This is a genomic window from Vibrio sp. 10N.286.49.B3 (assembly GCF_002873395.1).
GTDB lineage: Bacteria > Pseudomonadota > Gammaproteobacteria > Enterobacterales > Vibrionaceae > Vibrio.
Genome location: NZ_MCUV01000046.1, coordinates 114,614 through 129,694 on the forward strand (window position 1 = coordinate 114,614; position 15,081 = coordinate 129,694).

Consider the following 15,081-nt stretch of genomic DNA (forward strand, 5'->3'; position numbering starts at 1 on the left):
AGGTAAACAATGACGTTATTTAGAAGTGCTTTATTAATGATTGCTGCACTCAGTTTAACAGGGTGTGCTGGGTTATTTATTGCTGGGGCGACCACGACCGTTAACCTAGTTACCGACCCTAGATCAACTCAAGAGATCTGGCAGGATAACAATATTGATTTCGAAATAGCGTCCATTAGTAATGACCCAGCGTATCGCAACAAAGCAAGAGTTTTAGGAAGCACCTATCGTGGTAGCATCGTATTGATGGGTCAAGCGGAAACCGCACAACTTTCTCAGCAAGTTGAACAAAAAGCACGTGAAGTAAAAGGCGTGAAAAAAGTGCACAACCAAGTGCGCATCAAGGCACCACTAACGGTTTCTCAAATTAGTAATGATACTTGGATAACCACTAAAGTTAAGTCTGCCCTGTTAACTAAGACTGAGCTTAATGGCATTAAAATCAAAGTTATTACTGAAGATAGTGAAGTTTTCTTATTAGGTTATGTCAGTAAAGAACATGCTCAAATTGCTTCTGATATCGCTCGTAACACCTCTGGGGTAAAGCAGGTTATCCTCGGCTTTCAATACAGTGAAGATCAAGCTGTCGAGTCGCAACCAGCAGCGACAGAGTCAGAACTAAAAGAGAGCAAGCCAACACCTGTTGCTGAGTTATCTGAGCCAATGGCTGAAGCTGAATTGCCGCAGGAAGAGCTCAAACAACCAGTACCCATTCAAACAGTCTCTGATGTTGAGCAGTTTGTTGAAGTTGATATCGAGTAGTGTATAGCAAAGCCATCGTATTCAAGTTTACTTTTCAGTAAGCATAAAAAAAGCAACGTTAATAACGTTGCTTTTTATTTGTTTCTATAAGCGACTTGAACTACTTAATCACACGAAGTGTTGCTTTGCTCTTAGTGCGAGAAGTTGTCTCTGCATCCGATGCTGTATCAGCGGCATGAGCAACACTGAATGTCGGAGTTTTCTCTTCAATCGCTTCTTCTTCAACGCCTTCTTCTGGCATATCTAAATAAGCTTCTTCTGGATCAAACATCGTTCCTGCACCGTTTTCACGAGCATAAATAGCTTGAACCGCATAAAGAGGAACAATCACAGAGTGAGGGCGTCCACCGAATCGAGCATGGAACGTAATCGCTTCATTACCCAACTCTAACTGACCAACGGCACGAGCGGCAATATTAAGTACGATTTGACCGTCCTCAATAAACTCTTGCGGTACACGTACACCTGGTAGCATCGCGTCCACAACAATGTGCGGTGTCAGCTCATTATCACTCAACCACTCATAAAATGCGCGCAGCATATATGGACGACGTGGTGTCATTTTTTCTATTTCCATGGTTCTTATTCTTCTACTTCTAAAACTAGCGAGCTAAACGCATCTCACGTTCAGCTTCTGTTAGAGAAGCTAAGAAGGAGTCACGTTCAAATACGCGGCTCATGTAAACTTTAAGCTCTTTAGAACCAGGACCGATTAGCTCGATACCTAATTCAGGTAAACGCCAAAGTAGTGGTGCTAGGTAGCAGTCAACTAGGCTGAACTCTTCGCTCATGAAGTACGTGAACTCAGAGAAAAGTGGTGCAAGCACTAATAGATCATTACGTAATTGAATACGAGCTGCACCCGCCTCTTCAGCATTACCAGTGACAATTTTTTGAGCTAGCGAGTACCAGTTGCGCTCAACACGGTACATCATTAAGCGACTGTTACCACGAGCAACAGGGTATACCGGCATCAATGGTGGATGAGGGAAACGCTCATCTAAATATTCCATAATGATTTTTGAATCGTATAATGCAAGCTCACGATCAATCAGAGTCGGTACTGATTTGTAAGGGTTCAATTCAATTAGTTCTGATGGCAAGTTTGCCTCATCAACTAATTCAACCTCAACACTTACCCCTTTTTCGGCTAGAACAATACGAACCTGATGGCTATACATATCAGAAGCACTTGAAAATAGAGTCATCACAGAACGTTTATTAGCAGCTACAGCCATGGAGCCCTCCAGTACACTTAGGAATAAAATAATGGAGGCTTAGCCTCCATTACTTCTTAATAATAAATTAAAAATCAACACGGTATTATAGCATAATTAATGAACATCACGCCAATACTCTTTCTTGAGCAATACGACAATTATGGTAAAAATAACTAAGAACCCCATCACCCACCAACCTAAAGCATGACGCTCTAACTTAACCGGATCGCCGGAATATTCTAAGAAGTTCACTAAGTCTCGCACAGCATTATCATACTCACTTTGACTCAATTCACCGCTGCCATCGGTTGTAGTACCCGCTGCAACTTGCACCTCTTGCCCATCCACCATATGGCTTTCATATACCGCCGTTGGGATACCTTGTAACTCTTCAAGCACATGCGGCATACCCACATTAGGGAACACGGTATTATTGACCCCAAATGGACGTGAAGGATCAGCATAAAAAGCGCGTAGATAGGTGTAAAGCCAGTCGGTACCACGCACTCGAGCCACAAGCGTTAAATCCGGCGGTGGAGCACCAAACCATGCTGCTGCTTGCTTTTCTGGCATCGCATTAACCATCAAGTCACCAATCTTAGCTTGAGGATCAAAGACGAGATTCTCTTTCATCAAATCAACGGGAATGGCTAAGTCTGTCGCCACTCGCTCATAGCGTTGATACTGAGTTGAGTGACAAGCAAAACAGTAATTCATAAACAATTTAGCGCCATGCTGTAATGAGGCTTTATCGGTTAAATCATTATTTGCTTTATCTAAAGGAACACCCGCCCCTGCTGCCATGACAAGAGATGGCAGCATTGCAAATATCATTACAATCCACTTTTTCATTTAAATTTCACCCTCTCTGGTAATGGCTTTGTTGCTTCATTTTTACTGTAAAAGAATAATAAAACGAAGAACATAAAGTAACCCAAGCTAAATATTTGCGCTAACAATGTATAGGTTGGTGTTGCAGGTAGAGCGCCTAAGATACCCAGTGCTATAAAGCTTATCGTAAACTGAATAATATTGATTAAGTGCCATTTACTACGATAACGGAATGAGCGCACTTTACAGCGGTCGACCCATGGCAGTAGGAATAACACAACAATAGAAGCCCCCATCGCAGCAATACCCAGTAGCTTATCGGGAACAGCACGTAAGATGGCGTAAAATGGTGTGAAGTACCAAACAGGAGCGATATGCTCAGGCGTTTTTAGTGGGTTAGCGGCTTCAAAGTTTGGCGGCTCAAGGAAGTAGCCTCCCATCTCTGGATTAAAAAAGAGAACGTAACAAAAGAAGAATAAGAAGCCCGCAATACCAACCATATCTTTCACCGTCCCATAAGGATGGAAAGGAATACTATCAATAATGTCGTATTTCTTGGTGAAGTCTTTATGGAAAGTGAACTGCGTTTTGTAGTCCTCACCCATCGTTCCTTTTGGCAACTTAGTTTCGATACCATCAGGGTTATTTGAGCCCACTTCATGCAAGGCTAAAACATGCAATACAATCAGTAGCAATAAGACAATAGGTAAAGCAATAACATGCAGAGCAAAGAAACGGTTTAAGGTTGCACCAGAAATAATGTAATCACCCCGGATCCACAACGTTAAATCATCACCAATGACAGGAATAGCACCAAACAGAGAGATAATAACCTGTGCGCCCCAGTAAGACATTTGTCCCCAAGGTAGCAAATAGCCCATGAAAGCTTCAGCCATTAGTACCAAGAAGATTAACATCCCAAAAATCCACAATAACTCACGAGGCTTTTGGTATGAGCCGTAGATCAAGCCACGGAACATGTGTAAATAGATAACCACAAAGAATGCAGAAGCGCCCGTTGAGTGCATGTAACGCAGTAGCCAGCCATATTCGACATCACGCATTATGTACTCGACAGAAGCAAACGCACCCTCACCTGAAGGCACATAATTCATCGTCAACCACACACCAGTCAGCAACTGATTGACCAAAACGAGCATGGCTAAAGAGCCAAACAGATACCAAAAGTTAAATGTTTTTGGCATTGGGTATTCGGATAAATGCTTTTTATATGCATTCATTGCGGGCAGACGTTTCTCTACCCAATCCAGTAATCCTTGCATTATGCCTGTTCTCCTTCATCTACACCGATAAGAATCCGAGTGTCGCTCAGGTACATATGTTTCGGAACAACAAGATTTAACGGTGCTGGCACGCCTTGAAATACTCGCCCTGCCATATCAAATTTAGAGCCATGACATGGACAGAAGAAACCTGATTTAACGCCTTGTACTTGCTCGGCAAAAGAATCAGGTAAATAAGTCGGTGAGCAACCTAAATGAGTACAAAAGCCCACAGCAATAAAATACTCAGGCTTAATCGAACGATAAGGGTTTTGAGCGTAGGAAGGTTGCTGCTCTTCAGCTGAGCTCGGATCTCGTAGCTGAGCGGTTAGGCTATCTAATGTTTCAATCACAGATTCAGCGCGGCGGACAACCCATACCGGCTTACCTTGCCACTCAACTCGAACCATCTGACCCGCTTCTAGCTTAGCAACATCCACTTCAACCGGCGCACCAGCTGCTTTAGCTTTAGCACTCGGATTCCATGATTTAATAAAAGGCACGGCTACGGCTGCTGCCCCCAAACCACCAACAACCGCAGTTGTCGCAGTAAGGAAACGCCTACGTCCGTTATTTAAAGGCGCATTGCTCATCCACTCATTCTCCCTTGACTCTTATTGAGGGCAGGAAATCGCCTCTCAAGAGCGTGGCTAATCTATCGATTTCTAGTTAGAAATATCTTTGCTTCGTTATTAACAAGAAATGATAAGTAAAACCTTAGTTTTTAACAAGGTAAAGCTACTTTTTATTAACAATTACGCACAAATACTTAAACAGCATCACAAAAGGGACAAGACAACAACAAATTAGATTTAATAGGTAGGGTGTGAAATCTTAATGGTTCGCCATGTTAGATAAGCGATAAAGAGTGTTTTTTAGAAGGGTGGATAAACAAAAAGCCCGGCATAAGCCGAGCTTTTGATACACAATCCCAACAGTAAACTGTTGAAGTGTAATTTTCCGGTGAGGGAAAATTAACGCTTAGAGAATTGTGGTTTACGACGTGCTTTACGTAGACCAACTTTCTTACGTTCAACGCAACGAGCGTCACGCGTAACATAGCCAGCTGAACGTAGAACAGGGCGTAGTGATTCATCGTATTCCATAAGAGCACGAGTGATACCGTGGCGGATTGCGCCAGCTTGACCAGAAATACCACCACCTGAAACAGTGATGTAAAGGTCAAATTTCTCAGTCATTTCAACTAACTCAAGTGGTTGACGAACAACCATACGAGAAGTTTCACGACCGAAGTAAACATCAAGGCTACGCTTGTTGATTACGATATCACCGCTGCCTGGTTTGATAAAAACACGAGCTGCTGAGCTTTTGCGACGACCAGTGCCGTAGTATTGATTCTCTGCCATTGTCATAATCCCCGATTAGATGTCTAGTACGATTGGTTGTTGAGCAGCATGGTTGTGCTCAGCGCCAGCGTAAACTTTAAGCTTACGGTACATAGCACGGCCTAAAGGACCACGTGGTAACATACCTTTAACAGCTAGTTCAAGAACCATCTCTGGCTTACGATCAATTAACTTTTCAAAAGTCATTGATTTAAGACCACCTGGGAACTCAGAGTGACGGTAGTAGATCTTACCTTTAGCTTTGTTACCAGTTACAGTAACTTTCTCTGCATTGATAACGATGATGTGATCACCAGTATCTACGTGCGGAGTGTATTCAGCTTTATGTTTGCCACGAAGGCGAGTTGCAATTTCACTTGCTAGACGGCCAAGAGTTTTACCTTCAGCGTCTACTACATACCAGTCGCGTTTTACAGTTTCTGGTTTAGCAACGAAAGTTTTCATGCTAATAATTACCTATTAAAAAATTTACACTAAAGGAATAACGATATGTTATTCCCACTGTCTAAGAGTCCCAATCATCACCCCTTCGAGTGTTTGCAACTCTCGGCATAGCCATTTTTACAAACAACTAGATGCCTGCAGTAACGGTAGGTCGCAGGATTATAGAGAAGAGCGAAGAAAAAATCATCTCTTTTTGATCAAAATCGCTGTTTTTTTATTTATCATCACATTCAAATCAAAAATCACTACGCTAGATGCGCCTTAACTAAATATTCTCGGCTCTGCATTTCTATCAAACGCGACTGGCAGCGTTGGAATTCAAACGTTAACTGCCCTTCTAGATAAAGGCTTTCTATTGCCACCTGTGCTGAGATAATCAAGGTTACATTGCGCTCATAGAACTCATCGATCAAAGCGATAAATCGTCGCGCAGCATCTTCTATGCTTGCATCCATTTGTGGTACATCAGCAAGCAACACCGTGTGATAGAGGCGAGAAATTTCAATATAGTCATTTTGACTGCGCGCCGTTTGACAAAGCTGCGCAAAACTCACATGCAAAACCCCATCACTCGCCGCTTGTATTGGAATGACTCTTTGATTGATATCGATAGAGCATTGTGGGGTTTTATGCTCACTGACCAACTGCTGATAATATCGCTGCAAATTAATCGACGCTTGCTCATCTAAAGGGAAGTGATAAATCTCGGCTTGCTCTAAAGTGCGTAAGCGATAGTCAACACCGCTATCAACATTAAGCACTTTACAATGGCGTTCTATTAAAGCAATCGCAGGCAAGAAACGAGCGCGTTGTAATCCATTGCGATATAGGTCATGAGGTGGAATATTTGACGTTGCCACTAATACCACATCACGGGCAAATAGAGCTTGCAGTAAGGTCGCTAAAATCATCGCATCGGTAATATCTGAAACAAAAAACTCATCAAAACAAATAATATCGGCTTCTTGCTTAAACTTATCAGCCACCAACTCCAGTGGATCGCTCACATCAGATAGGAGCTTTAACTCTTGATGAACACGGTACATAAAACGATGAAAGTGAACGCGCATTTTTCGACGCCCAGGAAGAGCCTCAAAAAAGGTATCCATCAAATAGGTTTTGCCACGCCCTACCCCACCCCAAAAGTATAAACCTTGCGGTGGTGAGATCTTGATCTCTTTTTTACCTATCAATCGCTCAAGCCAAGAAAGCGATTCTGGCGTAGTTTGTGTGTACTCCTGCAATTGAAGGTAAAGTTCATCTAAGCACAGCACTGCACATTGTTGTGATTTATCTTCTTGAAAGCTAAGATCTTTAATATCCTTCCGATACCGTTCCATTGGTGTCATTAATCTTCCCACCTAATTACATTGTCAATGTTTATCATAAGCTAGGACCCACTCTACCAAGTTTTATCCTGCGTATTTTCCTTTATCAGTAAGAAAACTCATAGTACCATGGTATTGCTATATATGTGATTAAACAGTAACTAACATGTTAAAATAATTAAGGAGCTGTTATGCCTTGGGTATACGCTATTGTTGGCTTAGTAATTGGTGTGATCTCAGGAGTTATCCTTTGTCGATTCACAACACCTCAGTATAAAAATCAAAAAAACGTTCAAAAAGATCTAGAAACAGCAAAGTTTGCTCTAGAACAGCAGCGTCAGGAATTGTCTGACCACTTTGCACAGACAGCTGAAATGCTCGATACCTTAGGGAAAGATTACACTAAGCTCTATCAACACATGTCGACGACTGCGTCTGAATTACTGCCGAACTTACCAGAGCAGGACAATCCATTTATTAAAAAAGTGGCGCAACATAATGCTGATACCCCATCAGTAGATACCGATCTTAAAACCGACAACGGTAAAAACAAAGAAGCGAGCATCGACAATCCACCAAAGGATTACGTTAATGGTGCGACTGGCTTATTTACCGATAAAAAGCCTGAAATCATAAAAGAGCCAGAACTAGTGACAGCGAAAGCATCTTAAATAATTGCTTTATTGACTGAACTTTATAAAGGTTTTTGAGTCATAAACTTCAGACACATGGAGGAGTTTATGATGAAAAAACCTTTACTTACCTTATCTGTATTAGCACTTGCTTTAGGTTCAACCTTTTCCCCTTTACCGGCCAATGCGGCACTACCTTTAGCGATCAATGATCAACAATTACCTAGCCTAGCCCCTATGCTAGAACAAGTAACCCCTGCCGTTGTTAGTATTGCCGTTGAAGGTAAACAAGCACAGCAAATGCGACTTCCTAAACAGTTCGAGTTCTTCTTTGGTCCCAATACGCCTGGCAACTCTGGTCAAGAGCGACAGTTTCGCGGTTTAGGCTCTGGCGTCATCATCGATGCAAAGGAGGGCTACATCGTGACTAACTACCATGTGATTAACCGAGCTGACAAGATCCGAGTAAAACTTCATGATGGACGTGAGTACAAAGCGGAACTAATCGGTGGCGATGAAATGTCGGATATTGCCCTACTCAAACTGGAAAAAGCCCATAAATTAACCCAGATTAAACTCGCTAACTCAGATCAGTTGCGTGTCGGTGATTTTACAGTGGCAATCGGTAACCCATTTGGTTTAGGTCAGACTGTCACCTCCGGGATTGTATCGGCACTCGGTCGTAGCGGCTTAAACCAACGTAACTTTGAAAACTTCATTCAAACGGATGCGGCGATTAACAGTGGTAACTCGGGAGGCGCACTGGTCAACCTGCGTGGAGAGTTGATTGGGATTAACACCGCTATTTTAGGTCCTAATGGTGGTAATGTCGGTATTGGCTTTGCTATTCCGTCTAATATGATGAAAAACCTCACTGATCAAATTCTTGATTTTGGCGAAGTAAAACGTGGCATGCTCGGGGTTCAAGGTGGAGAGATCACCTCAGAACTTGCTGAAGCATTGGGCTATGAATCAAGTCGAGGCGCTTTTGTTAGCCAAGTACTTCCTGATAGCGCTGCTGATAAAGCGGGTATTGAGGCTGGTGATATCATCATATCAGCAAATAACAATGCCATTGATACCTTCAGTGAACTTCGCGCAAAAGTGGCAACGCTTGGCGCAGGGAAAACCATTAACCTAGGCCTTATTCGTGATGGTGAGACTCTCTCATTTGATGTCACCCTTGGCGAGATGGAAAGCAATACCACTCAAGCGGAGAAACTGCATGAAGGGCTATCAGGCGCGAAGCTAACCAATAGCACAGACAGCGATGATATTGAGGGAGTAAAGGTCTTAACGGTTGAAAAAGGATCGACCGCAGAAGCCTACCAAATGCAAGAAGGCGACATCATTATTGGTATCAACCGTAAACGAGTAAAAAACCTGGCTGAACTACGCCATGAATTGGAGTCGAAGCCCGATGTTTTAGCATTGAATATTCAAAGAGATAACCGAACTCTTTATTTAGTGATCCGTTAATTTTTCTTCATTTTTGGGTAGCGTATGACAAATTGAGTCTCTCAGTCATTCACTACCCTTTTCTTTGTTATAACCAAAGTGCTATGCTTCTTAATGTGCCTATTTTATGAGTCGTTATTCAGACGACCAACTGGTTTTGTTAAGGACATCATGCTCATTTTTCTATTACGCTCTATTGGCCTAGGTCTTGTGACAGCAATAGTATTATTACTTGCTGTGCCTTCTTTACGTACTAACCTGCCATTACCTACTCTGACGAAAGAAATCAACAATACTGATATCGCTTCTTTGCAGATTTCATTCAATAATGCTGTGCGCCAAGCTAGCCCTGCTGTCGTCAATATCTACAGCCGAAAGTATAAAGAGGATGATCGCAGTACACTATCAACGGAAGGGTTAGGCTCTGGCGTTATTGTTGACGAACGTGGCTATATCATTACTAACAATCATGTTATAGCTCAAGCTGATCAGGTTGTCGTTGCTCTGCAAGATGGTCGCATCGCCTCTGCTCAATTAGTCGGTCAAGATCGACAAACCGACATTGCCATTTTAAGGGTCGAAGGAGCTAACTTACCTGTTATACCGCAAAATCCGCAATACTCTGCAAAAGTCGGAGATGTAGTGCTTGCCATCGGTAACCCTTACAACCTCGGTCAAACCACCACATTTGGTATTATTTCTGCTACTGGGCGCTCCTCGATCAGCGCTAGTGGTCGCCAAGCCTTTATCCAAACCGATGCAGCAATCAACCAAGGCAACTCAGGCGGCGCACTGGTGAATTCTCAAGGCGAACTCGTTGGGATCAACACCGCCTCTTTCCAGCAAGCCACCGACTTAGAAACCTATGGTATTTCCTTTGCGATTCCTTATGGATTAGCGCATAAAATCATGAATAAAATCATTGCCGATGGTCGGGTTATTCGTGGCTATATTGGCATTGAGGGGCAAGATATCAATTCGGTTACCTCACGGCTGATTGGACAAGAGTATCTTAGCGGTATCGTTGTATTGAGCTTAGATCCAACCGGACCCGCAGCGCAGGCAGGCATTGAAATCCAAGACATTATCTTAAGCATTGGTGATGCAAAAGTCAGTGGCAAACAAGGCGTACTGGATTTAGTCGCCGACTTACGCCCAGGAACGCACACTGACATGACCATATTACGTAAAGGCGAAGAGGTCATACTCCCTATCACCATTGGTGAAGGATAAAAACGATTAATTCATCGATAAAAGCCCTGAGTAAATAGATAAAAAAATCCCAGCACTGAGCTGGGATTTTTTATGATAAGAGAACGATGTTATCTAGAACAAAGCGTCTAAACGATGGCTTTATATCTATTGATATTCAAAACCGCATTAACTCTCGCTGCTGTCACTACTGCCATCTTGACCTAAGTCGATACGGGTAACACGCTGTAGACCTCGAGGTAGCAATGCACCACGACGACCACGCTCACCACGGAAGTTATCAAGATCACTCGGTTTCAAGCCTAACTTACGCTTACCTGCATACAGAGTTAAAGAAGCGCCTTGAGGTAGAGACATCAGGTGAGAAACAAATTCTTCACGCTCTTTTGCCTTAGCCGCTGGAATGTTGATGATCTTGTTCCCTTTACCTTTGCTAAGCTGCGGTAAATCTTTAATAGGGAATAGCAACATGCGACCTTGGTTGGTAATCACTAGAATCTCATCGGATTCAATATCACCCACAGAGCTTGGCAGCATTACTTCTGCAGCTTGTGGTAAGTTCACCAAGGCTTTACCGCTCTTGTTCTTCGACAGTAAATCACTGCCTTTACACACAAAGCCATAACCCGCATCAGAACCGATCAACCACAGCTGATCATCTTCACCCATAATCACTTGGCGCATTGAACTACCCGCCGACATATTTAAACGCCCAGTAATTGGCTCACCTTGACTACGAGCAGAAGGCAATGAATGCGACTCTAATGAGTAACTGCGTCCATCACTTGCTAAGAACACAGCAGGTTGATTACTCTTACCTCGCGCTGAAGCAAGATATTGGTCACCTGACTTATAGTTTAGCGTTTCAGCATCAACCTCATGCCCCTTCGCATGACGAATCCAACCTTTCTCTGATAGAACAACCGTAATCGGCTCACTTGGGATCAGGTCACGCTCGGTTAGTGCTTTCGCTTCAGCACGCTCAACAATCGGTGAACGACGATCATCACCATACTTTTCAGCATCGGCTTGGATCTCTTTTTTCACTAAGGTATTAAGACGGCGATCTGAACCTAATAGCTTCTCTAATTTATCACGCTCTGCAGCTAACTCTTCTTGCTCGGCACGGATCTTAAACTCTTCTAACTTAGCTAAGTTACGCAGTTTAATATCTAAAATAGCATCGGCTTGAATCGCTGAAATGCCAAAGCGATCCATCAGAACCGGCTTAGGCTCATCTTCACTACGGATGATTTCAATCACTTCATCAATATTCAGATACGCGGCAAGCAAACCTTCTAAAATGTGCAGGCGAGCTAATACTTTGTCTAAACGATACTGTAGTCGACGACGTACCGTATCACGACGGAAGGCAATCCACTCATTTAGAATGGTCACTAACCCTTTTACTTGAGGTCGATTGTTCAAGCCAATCATATTCAAGTTAACACGGAAGCTCTTCTCTAAATCGGTCGAAGCAAATAAGTGATTCATTAATAGATCACAATCAATGCGGTTTGACTTAGGAACAATCAGAATTCGAGTTGGGTTTTCATGGTCTGACTCATCACGTAAATCATCAACCATAGGCAGTTTTTTGGCACGCATTTGAGCGGCGATCTGCTCAAGTAATTTCGCACCAGACACCTGATGAGGCAAAGAGGTAATAACAATGTCATTGCCTTCTTTATGCCAAACCGCGCGCATTTTAATGCTGCCACGACCAGTGCGGTAAACTTTCTCAATGTCTGTTTTTGACGAGATAATTTCCGCTTCGGTTGGATAATCGGGACCTTGTACAAAACCCATCACATCGCTAAGTTCTGCTTTCGGGTTTTCTAATAGATGTATTGTCGCTTGGGCAACTTCACGCACGTTATGTGGTGGAATATCCGTTGCCATACCGACAGCGATACCCGTAATACCATTAAGTAAGATATGCGGTAGACGCGCAGGCAACATCTGTGGCTCTTTCATTGTGCCATCAAAGTTTGGTTGCCATTCAACTGTGCCTTGACCTAATTCACCCAGTAATACCTCGGCAAATTTTGATAACTTAGCTTCGGTATAACGCATCGCAGCGAAGGATTTCGGATCATCTGGCGCACCCCAGTTACCTTGACCATCGACTAATGGGTAACGGTATGAGAAAGGCTGTGCCATTAATACCATCGCTTCATAACACGCAGAGTCGCCATGTGGGTGGTATTTACCGAGTACATCACCAACTGTACGTGCCGATTTTTTAAATTTCGATGATGCTGATAAGCCAAGCTCTGACATTGCATAAATAATACGTCGTTGAACCGGTTTTAAGCCGTCACCAATATAAGGCAGGGCACGATCCATAATTACGTACATAGAATAATTTAAATACGCATCTTCCGTAAAAGTGCGCATTGGCATTTGTTCAACGCCATCAAAAGACATTTCTGTAGACATCTCTATACCTCTGCCATATCGCCGTTATTTTGTAACCAAGCACGACGGTCATCGGCACGCTTTTTACCTAGGAGCATATCCATCATTTCATCAGTGGCTGCATCATCATCAATCGTCAATTGCACCAAGCGACGGGTATTTGGATCCATCGTTGTTTCACGCAATTGCAGTGGGTTCATCTCACCCAATCCTTTAAATCGCTGAACGTTGATCTTGGCTTTTTTCTTACTCAGACGCTCTAAAATGCCATCTTTTTCATCTTCATCCAGTGCATAAAACACCTCTTTGCCGCAGTCAATACGGAACAATGGAGGCATAGCAACATAGACGTGACCAGAACGGACTAACGCTTTAAAGTGACGAACAAACAGTGCACACAACAAGGTCGCAATGTGAAGACCATCCGAATCGGCATCGGCAAGAATGCAGACTTTACCGTAACGTAATGAGTCTAAATTATCGTTATCTGGGTCAATACCAAGTGCTACCGAAATATCATGTACTTCTTGAGAAGCCAGTACTTGATCGGCTGACACTTCCCAAGTATTAAGAATTTTACCACGCAGTGGCATCACCGCTTGGAATTCACGATCTCGTGCTTGTTTTGCAGAACCGCCTGCCGAGTCCCCTTCGACAAAGAAGATTTCGGTGCGGCTTAAGTCTTGCACTGAACAGTCGGTTAATTTACCTGGTAAAGCGGGACCTGAAGCGATCTTTTTACGCACAACTTTTTTGCTTGCACGCATACGACGGTGCGCATTAGCAATACAAGCTTCAGCGATTAACTCTGCCAGTTGTGGCTTCTCATTGAGCCATAAACTAAACGCATCTTTTACTACGCCTGAAACAAATGCGGCACATTGACGTGACGACAAACGCTCTTTAGTTTGACCAGCAAATTGTGGATCTTGCATTTTAACCGACAGAACATAAGAACAACGATCAAAGATATCTTCGCCGGTTAACTTAACGCCGCGTGGGAGCAAATTACGGAATTCACAGAACTCGCGCATGGCATCCAAAAGACCTTGGCGTAGCCCGTTTACATGAGTACCGCCTTGCGCTGTTGGGATAAGGTTAACGTAACTTTCAGTAATTAACTCGCCCCCTTCAGGCTGCCAAATTAATGCCCATGTTACGGCTTCAGTTTGTGCGCTGAATTCACCGGTAAAAGGGGTTTCTGGTAAAACAGGGTAGCCTTTTACGCCTTCAGCCAAGTAATCTTTTAGGCCATCTTCATAGAACCAACGGTGATCTTTGCCATTCACTTTATCGCTGAAAGTGATCTCTAGTCCAGGACATAATACTGCTTTGGCACGTAAGTTATTAACTAGACGAGTAACCGAGAAGTTACCAGAGTCAAAGTAGCTCGTATCTGGCCAGAAGTGAACACTGGTACCTTTATTGCGGCGACCACATGTACCGGTAACGGTTAACTCTTCAACTTTATTACCGTGCTCAAATGCCATTTCATACACTTGACCTTCACGGCGAACCGTTACTTCAACACGTTTAGATAAGGCGTTAACCACCGAAATACCAACCCCATGCAAACCGCCTGAGAATTGATAGTTTTTATTAGAAAATTTACCACCAGCGTGAAGTTTACAGAAGATAAGTTCAACACCTGAAATTTTTTCTTCTGGGTGGATATCGACAGGCATACCACGCCCGTCATCAATCACTTCTAAGGATTGATCTGCATGCAGGATGACTTGGACTTTTGATGCATGCCCGGCAAGCGCTTCATCGACACTGTTATCGATAACTTCTTGGCCTAAGTGGTTTGGACGTGCTGTGTCCGTATACATCCCAGGTCGACGGCGTACTGGCTCTAGGCCATTAAGAACCTCAATGGCTCCAGCATTATATTGTTCAGTCATAATACGGAATTTTACTCGAATAATTTGCGTTACTTGAAGGTGAGCGCATCACAACAAGGCACTTAGACACATAACGCACTTAGGCACATAACACCTAGCGTAATGATAAAAGATTGCGACCTAATTTGGCCCATCGTTCGTTGATATTCATGCCCACCTAAGTAGATGATGGAACATAGTCTGGGAATGAGCCCCTATCTGTCAAGAGGCATTACAAAG

At 43.2% G+C, this 15,081-nt stretch carries 14 protein-coding genes; 4 read left to right on the top strand and 10 right to left on the bottom strand.

Annotated features, from left to right (window positions below; genetic code table 11):
- Positions 1 to 9 precede the first annotated feature (9 nt).
- Positions 10 to 762, top strand: coding sequence for a BON domain-containing protein (locus BCU68_RS14815; protein ID WP_102565516.1), 753 nt, complete (start codon positions 10 to 12; stop codon positions 760 to 762).
- A gap of 100 nt (positions 763 to 862) precedes the next feature.
- Here the strand turns inward: BCU68_RS14815 and sspB are convergent, their stop codons facing one another.
- The 8 genes from sspB to zapE all read right to left on the bottom strand — a co-directional run bounded on the left by sspB (position 863) and on the right by zapE (position 7,256).
- A complete protein-coding gene (sspB, locus tag BCU68_RS14820; protein ID WP_241901387.1) occupies positions 863 to 1,339 on the bottom strand; it encodes a ClpXP protease specificity-enhancing factor in 477 nt (158 codons plus the stop codon).
- A gap of 25 nt (positions 1,340 to 1,364) precedes the next feature.
- Entirely contained in the window at positions 1,365 to 2,000 is a 636-nt protein-coding gene (gene sspA, locus BCU68_RS14825) for a stringent starvation protein SspA (RefSeq protein ID WP_102565518.1), read from the bottom strand.
- A 96-nt stretch (positions 2,001 to 2,096) separates the two neighbouring features.
- Positions 2,097 to 2,834: a cytochrome c1 gene (locus BCU68_RS14830; protein ID WP_102565519.1), complete on the bottom strand. Its 738-nt coding sequence runs from the start codon at positions 2,832 to 2,834 to the stop codon at positions 2,097 to 2,099.
- Positions 2,831 to 4,096: a cytochrome bc complex cytochrome b subunit gene (locus BCU68_RS14835; RefSeq protein ID WP_102565520.1), complete on the bottom strand. Its 1,266-nt coding sequence runs from the start codon at positions 4,094 to 4,096 to the stop codon at positions 2,831 to 2,833. The genes BCU68_RS14830 and BCU68_RS14835 overlap by 4 nt, the downstream gene beginning before the upstream one ends.
- Positions 4,096 to 4,689 (bottom strand): ubiquinol-cytochrome c reductase iron-sulfur subunit, encoded by a 594-nt coding sequence (petA, locus tag BCU68_RS14840; RefSeq protein WP_102565521.1) that lies wholly within the window; start codon positions 4,687 to 4,689, stop codon positions 4,096 to 4,098. The genes BCU68_RS14835 and petA overlap by 1 nt, the downstream gene beginning before the upstream one ends.
- Positions 4,690 to 5,070: 381 nt before the next feature.
- Positions 5,071 to 5,463: a 30S ribosomal protein S9 gene (gene rpsI / locus BCU68_RS14845; RefSeq protein ID WP_102565522.1), complete on the bottom strand. Its 393-nt coding sequence runs from the start codon at positions 5,461 to 5,463 to the stop codon at positions 5,071 to 5,073.
- Between the two features lie 15 nt (positions 5,464 to 5,478).
- Positions 5,479 to 5,907, bottom strand: a complete 429-nt coding sequence (rplM, locus tag BCU68_RS14850; RefSeq protein ID WP_102565523.1) for a 50S ribosomal protein L13 — start codon at positions 5,905 to 5,907, stop codon at positions 5,479 to 5,481.
- Between the two features lie 245 nt (positions 5,908 to 6,152).
- A complete protein-coding gene (gene zapE / locus BCU68_RS14855; RefSeq protein ID WP_102565524.1) occupies positions 6,153 to 7,256 on the bottom strand; it encodes a cell division protein ZapE in 1,104 nt (367 codons plus the stop codon).
- Between the two features lie 170 nt (positions 7,257 to 7,426).
- On the opposite strand from zapE, the gene zapG reads away from it, so the two are divergent.
- The 3 genes from zapG (at position 7,427) to degS (ending at position 10,558) form a co-directional block, all read left to right on the top strand.
- On the top strand, positions 7,427 to 7,906 hold the full coding sequence (zapG, locus tag BCU68_RS14860; protein ID WP_102565525.1) for a Z-ring associated protein ZapG: 480 nt from the start codon (positions 7,427 to 7,429) through the stop codon (positions 7,904 to 7,906).
- Positions 7,907 to 7,978: 72 nt separating this feature from the next.
- Positions 7,979 to 9,346 (top strand): Do family serine endopeptidase, encoded by a 1,368-nt coding sequence (locus BCU68_RS14865; protein WP_102565649.1) that lies wholly within the window; start codon positions 7,979 to 7,981, stop codon positions 9,344 to 9,346.
- Positions 9,347 to 9,496: 150 nt separating this feature from the next.
- Positions 9,497 to 10,558, top strand: a complete 1,062-nt coding sequence (gene degS / locus BCU68_RS14870) for an outer membrane-stress sensor serine endopeptidase DegS (protein ID WP_102565526.1) — start codon at positions 9,497 to 9,499, stop codon at positions 10,556 to 10,558.
- 147 nt (positions 10,559 to 10,705) lie between these two features.
- Here degS and parC read toward each other — a convergent pair whose 3' ends face one another.
- Positions 10,706 to 12,979, bottom strand: coding sequence for a DNA topoisomerase IV subunit A (gene parC / locus BCU68_RS14875; protein WP_102565527.1), 2,274 nt, complete (start codon positions 12,977 to 12,979; stop codon positions 10,706 to 10,708).
- Between the two features lie 2 nt (positions 12,980 to 12,981).
- Positions 12,982 to 14,862: a DNA topoisomerase IV subunit B gene (gene parE / locus BCU68_RS14880; protein WP_102565528.1), complete on the bottom strand. Its 1,881-nt coding sequence runs from the start codon at positions 14,860 to 14,862 to the stop codon at positions 12,982 to 12,984.
- Between the last annotated feature and the right edge of the window lie 219 nt (positions 14,863 to 15,081).

Coding starts and splice junctions, on each gene's coding strand:
- BCU68_RS14815 (WP_102565516.1), top strand. CDS start 10: ATGACGTTATTTAGAAGTGCTTTATTAATGATTGCTGCACTCAGTTTA.
- sspB (WP_241901387.1), bottom strand. CDS start 1,339: ATGGAAATAGAAAAAATGACACCACGTCGTCCATATATGCTGCGCGCA.
- sspA (WP_102565518.1), bottom strand. CDS start 2,000: ATGGCTGTAGCTGCTAATAAACGTTCTGTGATGACTCTATTTTCAAGT.
- BCU68_RS14830 (WP_102565519.1), bottom strand. CDS start 2,834: ATGAAAAAGTGGATTGTAATGATATTTGCAATGCTGCCATCTCTTGTC.
- BCU68_RS14835 (WP_102565520.1), bottom strand. CDS start 4,096: ATGCAAGGATTACTGGATTGGGTAGAGAAACGTCTGCCCGCAATGAAT.
- petA (WP_102565521.1), bottom strand. CDS start 4,689: ATGAGCAATGCGCCTTTAAATAACGGACGTAGGCGTTTCCTTACTGCG.
- rpsI (WP_102565522.1), bottom strand. CDS start 5,463: ATGGCAGAGAATCAATACTACGGCACTGGTCGTCGCAAAAGCTCAGCA.
- rplM (WP_102565523.1), bottom strand. CDS start 5,907: ATGAAAACTTTCGTTGCTAAACCAGAAACTGTAAAACGCGACTGGTAT.
- zapE (WP_102565524.1), bottom strand. CDS start 7,256: ATGACACCAATGGAACGGTATCGGAAGGATATTAAAGATCTTAGCTTT.
- zapG (WP_102565525.1), top strand. CDS start 7,427: ATGCCTTGGGTATACGCTATTGTTGGCTTAGTAATTGGTGTGATCTCA.
- BCU68_RS14865 (WP_102565649.1), top strand. CDS start 7,979: ATGAAAAAACCTTTACTTACCTTATCTGTATTAGCACTTGCTTTAGGT.
- degS (WP_102565526.1), top strand. CDS start 9,497: ATGCTCATTTTTCTATTACGCTCTATTGGCCTAGGTCTTGTGACAGCA.
- parC (WP_102565527.1), bottom strand. CDS start 12,979: ATGTCTACAGAAATGTCTTTTGATGGCGTTGAACAAATGCCAATGCGC.
- parE (WP_102565528.1), bottom strand. CDS start 14,862: ATGACTGAACAATATAATGCTGGAGCCATTGAGGTTCTTAATGGCCTA.